At 67.7% G+C, this 15,298-nt stretch carries 12 protein-coding genes; 5 read left to right on the forward strand and 7 right to left on the reverse strand.

The window, feature by feature from the left end:
* Positions 1 to 142: 142 nt before the first annotated feature.
* Positions 143 to 1,378 carry a glycosyltransferase family 2 protein gene (locus RGD00_RS10800; RefSeq protein WP_310457332.1) on the reverse strand — a complete coding sequence of 412 codons (1,236 nt, stop codon included), beginning with the start codon at positions 1,376 to 1,378 and terminating at the stop codon, positions 143 to 145.
* 7 nt (positions 1,379 to 1,385) lie between these two features.
* Positions 1,386 to 2,180 (reverse strand): 3'(2'),5'-bisphosphate nucleotidase CysQ, encoded by a 795-nt coding sequence (gene cysQ / locus RGD00_RS10805; protein WP_310457333.1) that lies wholly within the window; start codon positions 2,178 to 2,180, stop codon positions 1,386 to 1,388.
* A gap of 138 nt (positions 2,181 to 2,318) precedes the next feature.
* Between cysQ and RGD00_RS10810 the strand changes: the two genes are divergently transcribed.
* Positions 2,319 to 3,140 (forward strand): ABC transporter permease, encoded by an 822-nt coding sequence (locus RGD00_RS10810; protein WP_310457380.1) that lies wholly within the window; start codon positions 2,319 to 2,321, stop codon positions 3,138 to 3,140.
* A gap of 20 nt (positions 3,141 to 3,160) precedes the next feature.
* Here the strand turns inward: RGD00_RS10810 and RGD00_RS10815 are convergent, their stop codons facing one another.
* Positions 3,161 to 3,784 carry an alpha-ketoglutarate-dependent dioxygenase AlkB family protein gene (locus RGD00_RS10815; RefSeq protein WP_310457334.1) on the reverse strand — a complete coding sequence of 208 codons (624 nt, stop codon included), beginning with the start codon at positions 3,782 to 3,784 and terminating at the stop codon, positions 3,161 to 3,163.
* Positions 3,785 to 3,969: 185 nt separating this feature from the next.
* On the opposite strand from RGD00_RS10815, the gene dnaK reads away from it, so the two are divergent.
* On the forward strand, positions 3,970 to 5,880 hold the full coding sequence (gene dnaK / locus RGD00_RS10820) for a molecular chaperone DnaK (RefSeq protein ID WP_310457335.1): 1,911 nt from the start codon (positions 3,970 to 3,972) through the stop codon (positions 5,878 to 5,880).
* A 70-nt stretch (positions 5,881 to 5,950) separates the two neighbouring features.
* The gene (gene dnaJ / locus RGD00_RS10825; protein WP_310457336.1) at positions 5,951 to 7,105 is read left to right on the forward strand and encodes a molecular chaperone DnaJ; all 1,155 of its coding nucleotides are present in this window, start codon (positions 5,951 to 5,953) and stop codon (positions 7,103 to 7,105) included.
* 278 nt (positions 7,106 to 7,383) lie between these two features.
* On the opposite strand, the gene glyA is transcribed toward dnaJ, so the two are convergent.
* Positions 7,384 to 8,679, reverse strand: coding sequence for a serine hydroxymethyltransferase (gene glyA / locus RGD00_RS10830; protein WP_310457337.1), 1,296 nt, complete (start codon positions 8,677 to 8,679; stop codon positions 7,384 to 7,386).
* 150 nt (positions 8,680 to 8,829) lie between these two features.
* On the opposite strand from glyA, the gene RGD00_RS10835 reads away from it, so the two are divergent.
* Entirely contained in the window at positions 8,830 to 9,597 is a 768-nt protein-coding gene (locus tag RGD00_RS10835) for an NAD kinase (protein WP_310457338.1), read from the forward strand.
* A 3-nt stretch (positions 9,598 to 9,600) separates the two neighbouring features.
* On the opposite strand, the gene RGD00_RS10840 is transcribed toward RGD00_RS10835, so the two are convergent.
* From RGD00_RS10840 to RGD00_RS10850, 3 genes are all read right to left on the reverse strand, one after another.
* Positions 9,601 to 9,999, reverse strand: a complete 399-nt coding sequence (locus tag RGD00_RS10840) for a (deoxy)nucleoside triphosphate pyrophosphohydrolase (protein WP_310457339.1) — start codon at positions 9,997 to 9,999, stop codon at positions 9,601 to 9,603.
* Positions 10,000 to 10,117: 118 nt separating this feature from the next.
* Entirely contained in the window at positions 10,118 to 11,533 is a 1,416-nt protein-coding gene (gene argJ, locus RGD00_RS10845; RefSeq protein ID WP_310457340.1) for a bifunctional glutamate N-acetyltransferase/amino-acid acetyltransferase ArgJ, read from the reverse strand.
* A 19-nt stretch (positions 11,534 to 11,552) separates the two neighbouring features.
* On the reverse strand, positions 11,553 to 12,398 hold the full coding sequence (locus tag RGD00_RS10850; RefSeq protein ID WP_310457341.1) for a peptidylprolyl isomerase: 846 nt from the start codon (positions 12,396 to 12,398) through the stop codon (positions 11,553 to 11,555).
* 187 nt (positions 12,399 to 12,585) lie between these two features.
* On the opposite strand from RGD00_RS10850, the gene secA reads away from it, so the two are divergent.
* Entirely contained in the window at positions 12,586 to 15,288 is a 2,703-nt protein-coding gene (gene secA / locus RGD00_RS10855; protein WP_310457342.1) for a preprotein translocase subunit SecA, read from the forward strand.
* Positions 15,289 to 15,298 lie beyond the last annotated feature (10 nt).

Here is a 15,298-nt window from a genome sequence, read left to right on the forward strand (position 1 = left end):
ACGATTCCCCCCTTAATACCCGGGGGCGCGGCGCATAGAAGCCCAGCTTCACGGCGTTTTTATGGTATAGGCGGAAAAAAGGCGATGCAAGAAATGGGTTTGTCGCCGAATCCGCCACAATCTTGCGCCATTTCCCGCCGGCTCAGGCGACGGGGCGGGTGGCCTCCAGCCGCGCGGCCTCGCGCAGGGCGCGGTCGGCGGGGCGCCAGAACCGCAGGGCCGGATCGCTGCGCAGGCTTGCCCCCCACAGCCCGCCGCGCTGTTCCCAGATGCCGTCCGGGCGCAGCCACAGCCGGTGCCGCCGCGGCCCGGGCAGCAGGCGCAGCAGGGTGACGACGGCGCCCCCGGCGCGGGCGGCGGCGGCCTCTGCCTCTGCCCGCGGGTCGGGGCGCAGGCCGGCGGACAGCACCAGCCACCCCGGCCGCGGCCCGGTGCCGGGCAAGGGCAGGAAGGCCGCACCCGCCCCCGCCAGCGGGCGCAGGGGCGCAAGGGTGCGGTCGAACCCCTGTGCGATACCGGATTCCAGCCCCCGCAGCAGGGGGGCGACCGCGCCGGGGTCCAGCCGCCCCGCCAGCATATGCGCGATCAGCCGCCGCCGCTGTTCGGCGCGCAGCCGGGCCAGCGCGGGGCCGTGGTCGGCCCCGGGCGCGTGGCGGCGCAGGAACACGGCGGTGCTGGCGCCGATGTCGGTCAGGTCCGTCGGCACGCGGTCGGCGCGGCGGCGGGCACTGGCGGCAAAGCCGTGGATCACCTCGGCCCGCGGCACCACCGCCGTCAGATGCCCGGCACCGGCAAGGCGCAGGTTCACATCCGCCTCGTCCAGATAGAACCGGAAGGCCGGGTCGAAACCCCCCGCCGCCAGCAGCGCCGCGCGGCGGAAGGCGCAGTTGGTGCCCTGCGTCTTGACCGCGCGGGTGGACGTGCCCTCGTGCAGGCTGACGCCTTCGGGGTCCACCTCCAGCGGGTGGTCCTGGCCCAGATGGTCCACCGCCAGCGCGCGCCACTGGAAGGAAATCCCGTTGCGCCCGCGCACGAACCCCCCGGCCGCGCCCACACGGGGATGCGCAAAGGGCGCGGCAAGGCGGCTGGCCCAGGTGGGTTCGGGCACGGCGTCGTCGTCGATGAAGGCCACCACCGTGCCCGCCGCCTGCGCCAGACCGTGGTTGCGGGCGGCGGCGATGTTCGCCTCGTCGAAGGGCAGGATGCGCAGGCGGTCCGCCCATCCCGCCGCCGCCACCGCCGCGCAGGCGGCCGGGTCGGCGACCACGATCACCTCCATCGCCGGATGGTCGGATTGCGCCAGCCCCGTCAGGCACAGCAGCAGCGCCGCCGGCCGGTGCCGGCTGACGACGATCACGCTGAGCCGTGGCGGCGTCATGCCCGCCTTAGCGTTTCAGATCCACGCCCGGCGCATGGGCGATGAAGAAGGGGTTGTCCCAGCCCGGCTTGCCATAGGCCAGCGGCGCGAAATCGTCAAAGCGGATGACATGCCCGCCCGCCCCGCGCAGCACCGCATCGCCCGCCGCGGTATCCCATTCCATCGTCCGCCCGAGCCGGGGATAGAGATCCGCCTCGCCCGTCGCCACCAGACAGAACTTGAGCGAGGATCCCGCCGAGGTCATGTCCTTGACCATGTAGCGCGCGATATATTCGTCGGTCGCCTGGTCGCGGTGGGATTTCGAGGCGACGACCATCAGGGCGCTGTTGTCGGGCACGGCCACCCGCAGCCGTTTCACAGGGCCGGGCCGGTCGCGGTCGAACGGGCCCTGTTCCTCGACCGAATGCCCCTCTGCGTCGGTGTAGAACAGCCGCCCCTTGGCCGGCGCATAGACCACGCCGCGCAGAGGCACGCCGTTTTCCACATAGGCGATGTTGACGGTGAAATCGCCGCGGCGCTGGACGAATTCCTTGGTGCCGTCCAGCGGATCGACGATCAGGAAGGTGGCGGCGCGCAGGTCGTGGCTCGCAGCCTGTTCCTCGGTGATCAGCGCCACATCGGGGAAGGCCGCGCGCAGCCCGGCGGAAATCACCGCATCGGCGGCCTCGTCGGCGGCGGTCACGGGGCTGGCGTCGTCCTTGGTGCGCACATCCATGTCGGCGGAGTCGTAGATCTTCATGATCGCCGCACCGCCATCCAGCGCCAGCGCCCGCATCTCGCGCACGAGCCGTTCGAAATCCATCGCGTGAACCCTTCTTCCAATATGCCGCCGGCCTTTGTTGCCAGACCGGCCTGCGCGCTTTATCCTGCCGCGTCAAGGTATCGGCAAGAAGTCGGGTTGTACAAGAAGCCGGCGGGGTCCATGCCGGGGGCGGCAGAGATGTTTCAGCAACGTCGGCGGAAAACCACGACGCAGGGTGCGTTCGACATCCTCGAACTCATCTATCACGCATCGGTGCGCAACGTGCGCAAGAACCACGGCAACGCGGTGATCGGCCTGCTGCTGAACCTGGTGCAGACGGTGCTGATGGTGGCGGTGTTCTGGGTGATGTTCGAGTTGCTGGGAATGCGGCGCAACGCGATCCGGGGCGATTTCCTGCTGTACCTGATGTCGGGGATCTTCCTGTTCTTCACCCATACCAAGACGGTGGGCGCGGTCGCGGGGGCGGACGGGCCGACCTCGCCGATGATGAAGCACGCGCCGATGAACACGATCATCTCGATCACCTCGGCGGCGCTCGGGGCGCTTTATCTGCAACTTCTGGCGGGGGGGATGGTGCTGTTCTTCTACCACGCCGCCGTGACCCCGATCACGATCGAGGATCCCGTCGGCGCGCTCGGCATGTTGATGCTGTCCTGGGTGTCGGGGATCGGGGTGGGGATGGTGTTCCTCGCGATCAAGCCCTGGTCGCCGGATCTGGTGCGCATCCTGGTGCAGGTCTACCAGCGGGCGAACATGATCGCCTCGGGCAAGATGTTCGTGGCCAACACGATGCCCGGCTATCTGCTGGTCTTCTTCGACTGGAACCCGCTGTTCCACGCGATCGACCAGGCCCGGGGCTTCATCTTCATCAACTACAACCCGCATTACACCTCGATCAGCTATCCGATCTATGTGACGCTGGTCTGCCTGATGGTCGGGCTGATGGGCGAATTCTACACCCGCCGCCATGCCTCGATCAGCTGGGGCGCGCGGCGGTAGGCGGAGCGGCAACCAACCCCTCAGGCAGAGGTGACGACCCGCAGGGTCAGGTTGATCCGCCCGCCCTGCGGCAAAAGGCGCGAGGAGCCGAAGCGCAGCCTGTCCACCCCGTGCCAGGCGAGCCGCGCGGCGCCGCCCATCACCACCACATCGCCGGAGCGGAGCCACAGGCTCTCCGTCCCCGCACCGCGATCCGCCCCGCCCATGCGGAACAGCGCGTCGTCGCCCAGGCTGACCGACACCACGGGCCAGGTGAAATCGCCCTCGTCGCGGTCCTGATGCAGACCCATCCGCGCGCCCTCGCCATAGAAGTTCACCAGACAGCAGTCGGGATCGCGGTCCAGCCCCGTAACCCCGCGCCACAGCGCCAGAACCCGCGCCGGGATCGGCGGCCAGGGCACGCCCGAAGGGTGGCGCGCGGCATAGCGATAGCCCTGCCGGTCCGTCACCCAGCCCACGCGCCCCGCCACCGTCATGCGCACCGACATGGGCCGCCCGCCGGGCGTGACCGGCGCGACGAAGGGCGCCGCGCGCGCCACGGCGCTGATATCCGCGACCATCGCCGCCTGCGCCGGCGCGTCCAGCCACCCGCGCCATATGGCGAAACCGCGCACCATCAGCGGCGGGTCCTTGTCCTGCGCCATTCCATCCTCCCGGAAAATCACGGTTCCGTGACGCTTGCAGCCCCCGATACCCCTCCTTATATACGCCCAGAAGCCGGAACCGGGGCGTCTTGACCGCGCGCCCCGGGGCCAAAACCCAGGGATCGGGGCAGGATGCCGAAATCGGGTCTCTGCCCCAACATATCGCCGGAAGAAGAGGTAAGCACATGGCCAAAGTCATCGGGATCGACCTCGGGACGACCAACTCCTGCGTCGCCATCATGGACGGGTCGCAACCCCGCATCATCGAAAACGCGGAAGGCGCGCGCACGACGCCCTCCATCGTCGCCTTCACCGAAGGCGAACGGCTCGTCGGCCAGCCCGCCAAGCGGCAGGCCGTCACCAACGCCGCCAACACCGTCTTTGCCGTCAAGCGCCTGATCGGCCGCCGCATCGGCGACGACGCCGTGGAAAAGGACAAGAAGCTGGTGCCCTATGCCATCGTGGATGGCGGCAACGGCGACGCCTGGGTCGAGGTGCGCGGCGAGAAATACAGCCCCTCGCAGATCTCCGCCTTCATCCTGCAAAAGATGAAGGAAACCGCCGAGAACTATCTGGGCGAAACCGTCACCCAGGCGGTGATCACCGTCCCGGCCTATTTCAACGACGCGCAGCGCCAGGCCACCAAGGACGCGGGCAAGATCGCCGGGCTCGAGGTCCTGCGCATCATCAACGAACCCACCGCGGCCGCACTGGCCTACGGGCTCGACAAGAAGGACACCAAGACGATCGCGGTCTATGACCTCGGCGGCGGCACCTTCGACATCACCATCCTGGAAATCGACGATGGCCTGTTCGAGGTGAAATCGACCAACGGGGACACGTTCCTCGGCGGCGAGGACTTCGACATGCGGATCGTCCAGTACCTGGCCGACGAGTTCAAGAAGGAACACGGCGTCGACCTGACGCTGGACAAGATGGCCCTCCAGCGCCTGAAAGAGGCGGCGGAAAAGGCCAAGATCGAACTGTCGTCCAGCCAGCAGACCGAAATCAACCAGCCCTTCATCAGCATGGACAAGAACAGCGGCCAGCCGCTCCATCTGGTGATGAAGCTGACCCGCGCCAAGCTGGAAAGCCTGGTCGACGACCTGATCAAGCGGTCGATGAAACCCTGTCAGGCCGCGCTCAAGGACGCGGGCCTCAGCAAGGACGACATCGACGAGGTGGTGCTGGTCGGCGGCATGACCCGCATGCCCCGCGTGGTCGAGGAAGTGACGAAGTTCTTCGGCAAGGAACCCCACAAGGGCGTGAACCCCGACGAGGTGGTGGCCGCAGGCGCGGCGATCCAGGCGGGTGTGCTGCAGGGCGACGTGAAGGATGTGGTGCTGCTCGACGTGACGCCGCTGTCGCTCGGCATCGAAACCCTGGGTGGCGTGTTCACCCGGCTGATCGACCGCAACACCACGATCCCGACCAAGAAAAGCCAGGTCTTCTCGACCGCCGAAGACAACCAGAACGCGGTGACGATCCGGGTGTTCCAGGGCGAACGCGAAATGGCCGCCGACAACAAGATGCTTGGCCAGTTCAACCTCGAAAACATCCCGCCCGCACCGCGCGGCATGCCGCAGATCGAGGTGACTTTCGACATCGACGCGAACGGCATCGTCAGCGTCAAGGCCAAGGACAAGGGCACCAACAAGGAACAGGCGATCACCATCCAGGCCTCGGGCGGCCTCAGCGACGAGGACATCGAGAAGATGGTCAAGGACGCCGAGGCGAATGCCGAGGCCGACAAGACCCGCCGCGAAACCGTCGAAACCCGCAACCAGGCCGAAAGCCTGCTGCATTCGACCCGCAAGTCGCTGGACGAACACGGCGACAAGGTGGATCCCTCGACCGTCGAGGCGATCGAACTGGCCATGGGGGCGCTGGAAGAAACGCTCAAGTCCGATGACGCGGGCAAGATCCGCGGCGGCATCCAGAACCTGACCGAGGCGGCGATGAAGCTGGGCGAAGCCATCTACAAGGCGCAGCAGGCCGCGGCCGAGGGCGACGAGGACGGCGGCCCGCGCGCGACCGACGAGGACGACATCGTCGATGCCGACTTCGAAGACCTCGGCAATTCCAAGCGCAAGTAATCCGGCTTGAACCCGCGGCGGGAGGCCCCCTGAAGGGGCCTCCCGCTCGCGTTCCCCCGAGGGGTCTGACATGGCAAAACGCGATTTCTACGAGGTTCTGGGCGTCACCAAGGGCGCCTCCGCCGAAGAGATCAAGAAGGCCTACCGCGCCAAGGCCAAGGAACTCCACCCCGACCGCAACGCCGACAATCCGCAGGCAGAGGCCCAGTTCAAGGAAGTGAACGAAGCCTATGACGTGCTGAAGGACGACACGCGCAAGGCCGCCTACGACCGCTACGGCCATGCGGCGTTCGAGGGCGGCATGGGCGGGGGCGGCGGCGGGCCGCGCGGCGGCTTCCAGCAGGGCGATTTCGCCTCTGCGTTCTCGGACGTGTTCGAGGACCTGTTCGGCGACTTCATGGGCGGGCGCGGCGGTGCGGGCGGGGCCCGGGCGCGGGCGCAACGCGGGTCGGACCTGCGCTACAACCTGCGCGTGACGCTGGAAGAGGCCTATCGCGGCGTCCAGAAGACGATCACCATCCCCGCTTCGGCCGCCTGCGACGCCTGCCACGGCACAGGCGCCGAGGGTGGCGCCGAACCCGTCGTCTGCCCGACCTGTTCGGGCATGGGCAAGGTGCGCGCGCAACAGGGCTTCTTCACCGTCGAACGCACCTGCCCCACCTGCGGCGGCGCGGGCCAGATCGTCAAGAACCCCTGCCGCGTCTGCGGCGGCGCGGGCCGGGTGGAACGCGAACGCGCCCTGTCGGTCAACATCCCGCAGGGCGTGGAAACCGGCACCCGCATCCGGCTGGCCGGCGAAGGCGAGGCGGGCCTGCGCGGCGGGCCGACCGGGGATCTTTACATCTTCATCGAGGTGAAGGACCACCCGATCTTCCAGCGCGACGGCGTGCACCTCTACTGCCGCGTGCCGGTTTCCATCGCCACCGCCGCGCTCGGCGGCGAGGTGGAGGTGCCCACGATCGACGGCGGCCGCAGCCGCGTGAAGGTGCCCGCGGGCAGCCAGACCGGCAAGCAGATGCGCCTGCGCAGCAAGGGCATGCCCGCCCTGCGCGGCGGCGGGCAGGGCGACATGCTGATCGAACTGGCCGTGGAAACCCCGGTGAACCTGACCGCGCGGCAAAAGGAACTGCTGCGCGAGTTCGAGAAACTGTCCGAGGACAACAACCCAGAAAGCAGTTCTTTCTTTTCCAAGGTCAGAAGCTTCTGGGACGGGATGAAGGGCTGACCTTCACCGGCCTTGCGGGGCGGAAAGCACAGCGCCGGGGGCTTCGCGCCCCCGGACCCCCGCGGGATATTTGTGCCAGCCTGAAGATCAGGGCGCTCTTGCAAGAGGGTAAGCGCACCCCTCATTCTTCAGGCTGGGCCTGAATATCCCCGCCGGAGGCTCCCGCACTTTCCACGCGGCCAACCGCCGAAAAGAGGGTGTATCCCCCTGTTCATTTTCTGTCTGAAAATATCCCGCGGGGGTCCGGGGGCGCGAAGCCCCCGGCGCCGCCCCAGGGATCAGAGCGTCGGGTAGAGCGGGAAGCGGGCGCAGAGGGTGGCGACCTCGGCCTTCACTTTCGCCTCGACCTCGGCATTGCCTTCCTCGCCGTTGGCGGCGAGGCCGTCGACGACCTCGACGATCCAGCGGGCGATCTGGCGGAATTCATCCTCGCCAAAGCCGCGGGTGGTGCCCGCAGGGGTGCCGAGGCGGATGCCGCTGGTGACGAAGGGTTTTTCGGGATCGAACGGCACGCCGTTCTTGTTGCAGGTGATATGGGCGCGGCCCAGGGCGGCCTCGGTCGCCTTGCCGGTGACTTTCTTCGGGCGCAGGTCGGCCAGCATCAGGTGGTTGTCGGTACCGCCCGACACGATGTCGATCCCGCCCTTCATCAGCTCGTCCGCCATCGCGCGCGCATTGGCCACGACCTGCGCGGCATAGTCCTTGAATTCGGGGCGCAGTGCCTCGCCGAAGGCCACGGCCTTGGCGGCGATGACATGCATCAGGGGCCCGCCCTGCAGGCCCGGGAAGACGGCGGAGTTGATCTTTTTCGCGATCTCGGCGTCATTGGTCAGCACCATGCCGCCGCGCGGGCCGCGCAGCGATTTGTGCGTGGTGGTCGTGACCACATGCGCATGCGGCAGCGGCGAGGGATGCTGGCCGCCCGCCACGAGGCCCGCGATATGGGCCATGTCGACCATCAGGTACGCCCCCACCTCATCCGCGATGGCGCGGAATTCGGCCCAGTCCCAGACGCGGCTGTAGGCGGTGCCGCCGGCGACGATCAGCTTGGGCTTGTGTTCGCGGGCCTTGGCGCGGATGTCGTCCATGTCCAGCAGCTGGTCCTGCTTGCGCACGCCATAGCTGACCACGTTGAACCATTTGCCCGACATGTTCACCGGCGAGCCATGCGTCAGGTGCCCGCCCGAGTTGAGGTCGAGCCCCATGAACGTGTCGCCGGGTTGCAGCAGCGCCAGGAACACCGCCTGGTTCATCTGGCTGCCCGAATTGGGCTGCACGTTGGCGAAGCCGCAGCCGAACAGCTGTTTCGCCCGCTCGATCGCCAGGGTTTCCGCCACGTCCACGAACTGGCAGCCGCCGTAATACCGCTTGCCCGGATAGCCTTCGGCATATTTGTTCGTCATCACCGAACCCTGCGCCTGCAGCACCGCCAGCGAGACGATGTTTTCCGAGGCGATCAGTTCGATCTCGTCGCGCTGGCGGCCGAGTTCGTCGGTGATCGTGCCGAAGATTTCCGGGTCGCGGCTGGCGAGCGGTTCGGTGAAGAAGCCGGTGTCGCGGTGCGGGGCGTTCATGGGATCCTCCTGCGGATGCGCGGTCAGCGGCTGTCTAGCCCAAGCGCGCGCCATGGGAAAGGCGGATTTGGCGGGCGGCGGGGTTGAGTTCCCCGATGCCGCACCGCATCATGGGCGTGCCGCGGGTGCGGCCAGAGGGGTTTGCCGGCAATGACCGCGGATTTGGGGATCGCCTTTCGCGCCTCGGCCACCGAACAGGCGCAGGAGGCGCTGGCCGAACTGGTGACGCGCTACGGGCAGGCGCCCGAGGGGCGCGCGCGGGCGATCGTGGCGCTTGGCGGCGACGGGTTCATGTTGCAGACGCTGCATGACACGCAGGCGCTCGACGTGCCGGTCTATGGCATGAATTGCGGCACCATCGGGTTCCTGATGAACGCCTTTTCGCTGGATGCCCTGCCCGAACGGCTGGCGGTGGCGGTGGAAGAGGTCATCAACCCGCTGGCGATGCGCGCGGTGACGGTGGACGGGCAGGTGGAAACGGCGCTGGCGATCAACGAGGTGTCGCTGCTGCGCGCGGGGCCGCAGGCGGCCAAGCTGCGCATCACCATCGACGGCAAGGTGCGGATGGAGGAACTGGTCTGCGATGGCGCGCTGGTCAGCACGCCCGCCGGATCCACCGCCTACAATTACTCGGCGCACGGGCCGATCCTGCCCATCGGGTCGGACGTGCTGGCGCTGACGCCGATGGCGGCGTTCCGGCCGCGGCGCTGGCGCGGGGCGCTGCTGCCGAAATCGGCGGTGGTGCGGTTCGACGTGCTGGAGGCCGAAAAGCGCCCGGTGATGGCCGATGCCGACAGCCGGCAGGTGGACAGCGTGCTGTCGGTGGAAATCCGGTCCGACCCGGCGGTGCGCCACCGGATCCTGTTCGACCCCGGCCATGGGCTGGAGGAACGGCTGCTCAACGAACAGTTCGTCTGAGGGCTATAGCCAGTCGCGCAGGATCGGGATCAGCGGCAGGTCGGCGGGCGGCATCGGATAGTCGCGCATGTCGGCCGGGCGGACCCATTTCAGCACCTGGCCTTCGCGCGGGATCGGCGTGCCCTGCCAGCGGCGGCAGGCGTAGAGCGGCATCAGCAGGTGGAAGCTGTCATAGGCGTGGCTGGCGAAGGTCAGCGGCGCGAGGCACGAGGCCCAGGTGTCGATCCCCAGTTCCTCGTGCAGTTCGCGGATCAGCGCGGCTTCGGGGGATTCGCCGGGTTCGACCTTGCCGCCCGGAAATTCCCACAGGCCCGCCAGCGATTTGCCGGGCGGGCGTTGGGCCAGCAGGACGCGGCCGTCGGGGTCGATCAGGGCGACGGCGGCGACGAGGGTGAGTTTCATGCGGTTGGCCCTGGTGGCGGGGTGGGGGCCGGGGCGCTGCCCCGCGCCTGCCGGTTCTCGAACCGGTGGCGCCCCGGCCGGCGCCCCGGAGTATTTGGGAAAAGATGAAGCCGCGGGGTCAGGACCGGTAATCGGCGTTGATGTCGATGTACTGGTGCGTCAGGTCGCAGGTCCAGACCGTGCGCGCAGCCGTACCGAGGCCGAGGTCGACGCCGATCACCAGTTCGTCCCGCTTCATATAGGCCGAGGCCGCGGCCTCGTCATAGCCGGCGGCGCGCTGGCCCTTTTCGGCCACCACGAATTCGCCGAAGCGGATCGCCAGCCGGTCGCGGTCGGCCCGCGCGCCGGATTTGCCGACCGCGGCGACGATGCGGCCCCAGTTGGCGTCCTGCCCGGCGATCGCGGTTTTCACCAGCGGCGAGTTGGCGATGGCCATCGCCACGCGGTGGGCGTCGGCTACGTCGGCGGCGCCCGTCACCTGGATTTCCACGAATTTCGTGGCACCCTCGCCATCGCGCACCACCTGTTGGGCGAGGTCGAGCATCACCCCGCGCAGGGCGGATTCGAATTCCCGCGCGGTCTTGCTGCGCAGGTCGCGGATTTCGGCGGCGGCGGACCGGCCCGTGGCGGCGACGATCAGCGCGTCCGAGGTGGAGGTGTCGCTGTCCACGGTGATGCAGTTGAAGGTGTCGTCCACCTGACGGCTGACCATCCGCTGCAACAGCGCCGGGGGGATCTTCGCGTCGGTGAAGATATAGACCAGCATCGTCGCCATGTCGGGCGCGATCATGCCAGAGCCCTTGGCGATCCCGGCGATGCGGATGGTGCCGCCCTCGCCCTCGATTTCCGCCATCGCGCCCTTGGGGAAGGTGTCGGTGGTCATGATCGCGCGGGCGGCGGGTTCCATCGCGTCCGCCGCCAGCGCGCCGACCAGATCGGGCAGCTTGGCGATGATGCGGTCATGGGGCAGCGGTTCGCCGATCACCCCGGTGGACGAGGTGAAGACCCGCCCCGCCGGCACGCTGGCGACCTGCGCCACCGCGGCGCAGATCGCGGCGACGGAGTTTTCCCCCACCAGACCCGTGAAGGCGTTCGCGTTGCCCGAGTTCACGAGGATCGCCGCCCCCGCATCCGTTTCCGGGGCCTGGGCAAGCTTCGCCTGACAGTCGAGGATGCAGGCCGCGCGCGTGGCCGAGCGGGTGAAGGCGCCGGCCACCGCCGTGCCGGGGGCGAGGCGGATCAGCGTCACGTCGGTGCGGCCCTGATAGCGCACACCGGCCTGCACGGCGGCGAATTCCACGCCGTCGATCACCGGCAGGGCGGGGAAGCCCGCCTTGGGGGCGAGGGGCGAGGTTTTCAGCGCGGCCTTGCCCTTGGCGGGGGCGATGGCCTGACCGATGGCGGTTTCCACCGCCCCGGCCTTGTCGGCGACCTCTTCGGCGACCTCGCGGGCGATGCGCCGCAGGCGCTTTTTCAGCTTGGCGACCTTGCCTTTCAGCTCTTTCGCCTCTTCCTTCCAGTCGGTCTTGCCCATGTCGCCCCCAAAGCGCGGATCAGTTCGCGAACAGTGTCTGATCGCGCATCAGCGCGGGGTCAATACCCTCGTCCTTGCGTTCGATATTCGCCGCGCCGGTCAGGTCGGCGACCAGCGCCTCGACCGCGGCGCCCTCGATCCCCTCGGCCAGTTCCTCGCGCACATCCTCCAGCGGGGGGACGGCGGCGAGGCGGGTTTCGTTCAGCTTGATGATATGCCAGCCGAACTGCGTCTGGAGAGGATCCGACACCTGCCCGGGCTCCATCGCGACCACCGCATCCTCGAACGGCTTGATCATCATGCCGAGCCCGAACCAGCCCAGATCGCCGCCACCCGCGCCCGAGCCCGGATCCTTGGAATGCACCTTGGCGAGTTCGGCGAAATCGGCGCCGCCGTCGAGATCGGCCTTGAGCTTCTTCGCCTCGTCCTCGGTTTCCACCAGGATGTGGGCGGCGCTGTATTCGGTCTGCGGCGCGGCCTCGGCGTAGCGTTCCTTGTAGGCGGCGGCGATCGCATCCTCGGTCACGGCGCCGTCGATGGCGGCGCGCAGCGCGACGGTGGACAGATAGGCGCGGCGTTCGTTTTCCAGCGCCACGTCGTCGCGGGCATTGGTCTTGCCCTCGGCCGATTGCGCCAGCGCGGTCTGCTGGATCAGCTGGTCGAGGATGCCCTTGAACAGCACCTCGTCGGGCAGCGCCTTGTATTCCGCCGGCAGCTGGTCGAGCATCACCGCCACATGGCCCAGGGTGATGTCGGTGCCGTTGACGCTGGCCAGAACGCGGTCCGCGCCCTCTGCCCGGGCGGTCCCGGCCGTGATTGCCAGCGCAACCGCGAGCGTGGCGCCAATTCCTGCCTGTCTTGCCATCCGATCCGTCCTTGCCCAGTTCCGCGACCCCGCGCGGCGTTGACTCCCAACCGGCCGCCCCTTACATCGCTGTGGTCGCGCAAGAACGGGGTGTCCGGGCCTCGCCGTCCTTCTAGGCAAGGCGGGACCGCCGGGCAAGGCCAGAGGCTCGCACGATCTTGTCAGGAACGACCTAGGCGGAGAAAACATGCTGGGTATGGGAACGCTCGCGCGGAAGGTGTTCGGCACGCCGAACGACCGCAAGGTGAAATCGGCGCGCCCCCTGGTGGCAAAGATCAACGCGCTGGAACCCGAATTCCAGCAACTCGACGATGCCGGACTCAAGGCCAAGACGGCGGAATTCAGGGCGCGGCTGGAAAAGGGCGAAAGCCTCGACGACCTCTTGCCCGAAGCCTTCGCCAACTGCCGCGAGGGCGCACGCCGCGCCCTGGGCCTGCGCGCCTTCGACGTGCAGCTGATGGGCGGGATCTTCCTGCATCAGGGCAATATCGCGGAAATGAAGACGGGCGAGGGCAAGACGCTGGTCGCCACCTTCCCGGCCTATCTGAACGCGCTGACCGGCAAGGGCGTGCATGTCGTCACCGTCAACGACTATCTGGCGAAACGCGACGCGGAATGGATGGGCAAGGTCTATGCCGCGCTCGGCCTGACCTGCGGCGTCGTCTACCCCTGGCAGCCCGAGGACGAAAAGCGCGCGGCCTATGCGGCCGACATCACCTATGCCACCAACAACGAACTGGGCTTCGACTACCTGCGCGACAACATGAAGTCGCGGATGGAGGAAATGGCGCAGCGCGGGCATTATTTCGCCATCGTGGACGAGGTGGACAGCATCCTCATCGACGAGGCGCGCACGCCGCTGATCATTTCCGGCCCGTCGCAGGACCGGTCCGACCTCTACATGGCCGTGGACGGGCTGATCCCCCCGCTGGCCGAAGACCATTACAAGCTGGATGAAAAGACCCGGCAAGTGACCTTCACCGAGGAAGGCAACGAGGCCATCGAACAGGCGCTGCACGATGCGGGCCTGCTGCCGCAGGGCCAGTCGCTCTACGATCCCGAAAGCACCACGCTGGTGCACCATGTCACCCAGGCGCTGCGCGCGCACAAGCTGTTCCACCGGGACCAGCAATATATCGTGCGCGACGGCGAGGTGATGCTGATCGACGAATTCACCGGCCGGATGATGAAGGGCCGCCGCCTGTCCGAGGGCCTGCACCAGGCGATCGAGGCGAAGGAACGCGTGGCGATCCAGCCGGAAAACGTGACGCTGGCCTCTGTCACCTTCCAGAACTACTTCCGCCTTTACGAAAAGCTCTCGGGCATGACCGGCACCGCCGCGACCGAGGCAGAGGAATTCGCGGAAATCTACAAGCTCGGCGTGGTCGAGGTGCCGACGAACCGCCCCGTCGCCCGCAAGGATGAACACGACGCCGTCTACCGCACCGCGCGCGAGAAATACGAGGCCATCGTCAAGGAAATCGAGGCGGCGCATGAAAAGGGCCAGCCGATCCTCGTCGGCACGACCTCGATCGAGAAATCGGAAATGCTGTCCGAACTGCTCAAGGCGGCGGGCATCCCCCACAACGTGCTGAACGCGCGCCAGCACGAGGCCGAGGCCCAGATCGTCGCCGATGCCGGCAAGCTGGGCGCCGTGACCATCGCCACCAACATGGCCGGCCGCGGGACCGACATCAAGCTGGGCGGCAACGTCGACTTCAAGGTGATGGAGGCCATCGCCGCCACCCCCGACGAACATCCCGACGCCGTGCGCGCCCGGATCGAGGCCGAACATGCCGCCGACGAAGAGGCGGTCAAGGCCGCGGGCGGGCTGTTCGTGCTGGCCACCGAACGCCACGAAAGCCGCCGCATCGACAACCAGCTGCGCGGCCGGTCCGGCCGTCAGGGCGACCCGGGCCGGTCGGCCTTCTTCCTGTCGCTGGAAGACGACCTGATGCGCATCTTCGGGTCCGAACGGCTCGACAAGGTGCTGTCCTCGCTCGGGATGAAAGAAGGCGAGGCGATCGTCCACCCCTGGGTGAACAAGAGCCTCGAAAAGGCGCAGGCCAAGGTCGAGGCGCGCAACTTCGACATCCGCAAGCAATTGCTGAAATTCGACGACGTGATGAACGACCAGCGCAAGGCCATCTTCGGCCAGCGGCTGGACATCATGCGCGCCGAGGATCTGGAAGACATCGTGCGCGACATGCGCCACCAGGTGGTCGAGGATACGGTGGACCAGTACATGCCGCCGAAATCCTACCCCGACCAGTGGGATATGGCCGGTCTGGCAGAGGCGCTGCGCACCGGCCTCAACCTCGACCTGCCGGTGGCCGACTGGGCCGCAGAGGAAGGCGTGGACCAGGACACGATCCGCGAACGCATCATCGAACAGTCCGATACCTACATGGCCGAAAAGGCCGAGGCCTTCGGGCATGCCGTGATGCGCGACATCGAGAAACAATTGCTGCTCCAGACCATCGACGCGAAATGGCGCGAACATCTGGTGACGCTGGAACATCTGCGGTCCGTCGTCGGCTTCCGCGGCTATGCGCAGCGCGACCCGCTGAACGAATACAAGACCGAGGCGTTCCAGCTGTTCGAATCGATGCTGAACGCGCTGCGGGTGGACGTGACGCAGAAACTCGGCCAGATCCGTCCCCTGACCGAGGAAGAACGCGAAACGATGATGCGTCAGTTCCTGGCGCAGCAACAGACCGCGGCCGCGCCTGCGCTGGTGCCCGCGGGGGCAGAGGACGAACCGCCTCCGCAACCGCTTGCGGGTTTCGACGCGGACAACCCCGATACCTGGGGCAACCCGGGCCGCAACGACCCCTGCCCCTGCGGATCGGGCGAAAAGTTCAAGCACTGCCACGGCCGCATCGTCTGAGGCCGCGGCC

It is taken from the genome of Ruixingdingia sedimenti (assembly GCF_031432425.1).
In the GTDB taxonomy this organism is placed as follows: domain Bacteria; phylum Pseudomonadota; class Alphaproteobacteria; order Rhodobacterales; family Rhodobacteraceae; genus Ruixingdingia; species Ruixingdingia sedimenti.

Bases quoted from the DNA above. Each gene is read 5' to 3' on its own strand.
- RGD00_RS10800 (WP_310457332.1), bottom strand. From the start codon at position 1,378: ATGACGCCGCCACGGCTCAGCGTGATCGTCGTCAGCCGGCACCGGCCG.
- cysQ (WP_310457333.1), bottom strand. From the start codon at position 2,180: ATGGATTTCGAACGGCTCGTGCGCGAGATGCGGGCGCTGGCGCTGGAT.
- RGD00_RS10810 (WP_310457380.1), top strand. From the start codon at position 2,319: ATGTTTCAGCAACGTCGGCGGAAAACCACGACGCAGGGTGCGTTCGAC.
- RGD00_RS10815 (WP_310457334.1), bottom strand. From the start codon at position 3,784: ATGGCGCAGGACAAGGACCCGCCGCTGATGGTGCGCGGTTTCGCCATA.
- dnaK (WP_310457335.1), top strand. From the start codon at position 3,970: ATGGCCAAAGTCATCGGGATCGACCTCGGGACGACCAACTCCTGCGTC.
- dnaJ (WP_310457336.1), top strand. From the start codon at position 5,951: ATGGCAAAACGCGATTTCTACGAGGTTCTGGGCGTCACCAAGGGCGCC.
- glyA (WP_310457337.1), bottom strand. From the start codon at position 8,679: ATGAACGCCCCGCACCGCGACACCGGCTTCTTCACCGAACCGCTCGCC.
- RGD00_RS10835 (WP_310457338.1), top strand. From the start codon at position 8,830: ATGACCGCGGATTTGGGGATCGCCTTTCGCGCCTCGGCCACCGAACAG.
- RGD00_RS10840 (WP_310457339.1), bottom strand. From the start codon at position 9,999: ATGAAACTCACCCTCGTCGCCGCCGTCGCCCTGATCGACCCCGACGGC.
- argJ (WP_310457340.1), bottom strand. From the start codon at position 11,533: ATGGGCAAGACCGACTGGAAGGAAGAGGCGAAAGAGCTGAAAGGCAAG.
- RGD00_RS10850 (WP_310457341.1), bottom strand. From the start codon at position 12,398: ATGGCAAGACAGGCAGGAATTGGCGCCACGCTCGCGGTTGCGCTGGCA.
- secA (WP_310457342.1), top strand. From the start codon at position 12,586: ATGCTGGGTATGGGAACGCTCGCGCGGAAGGTGTTCGGCACGCCGAAC.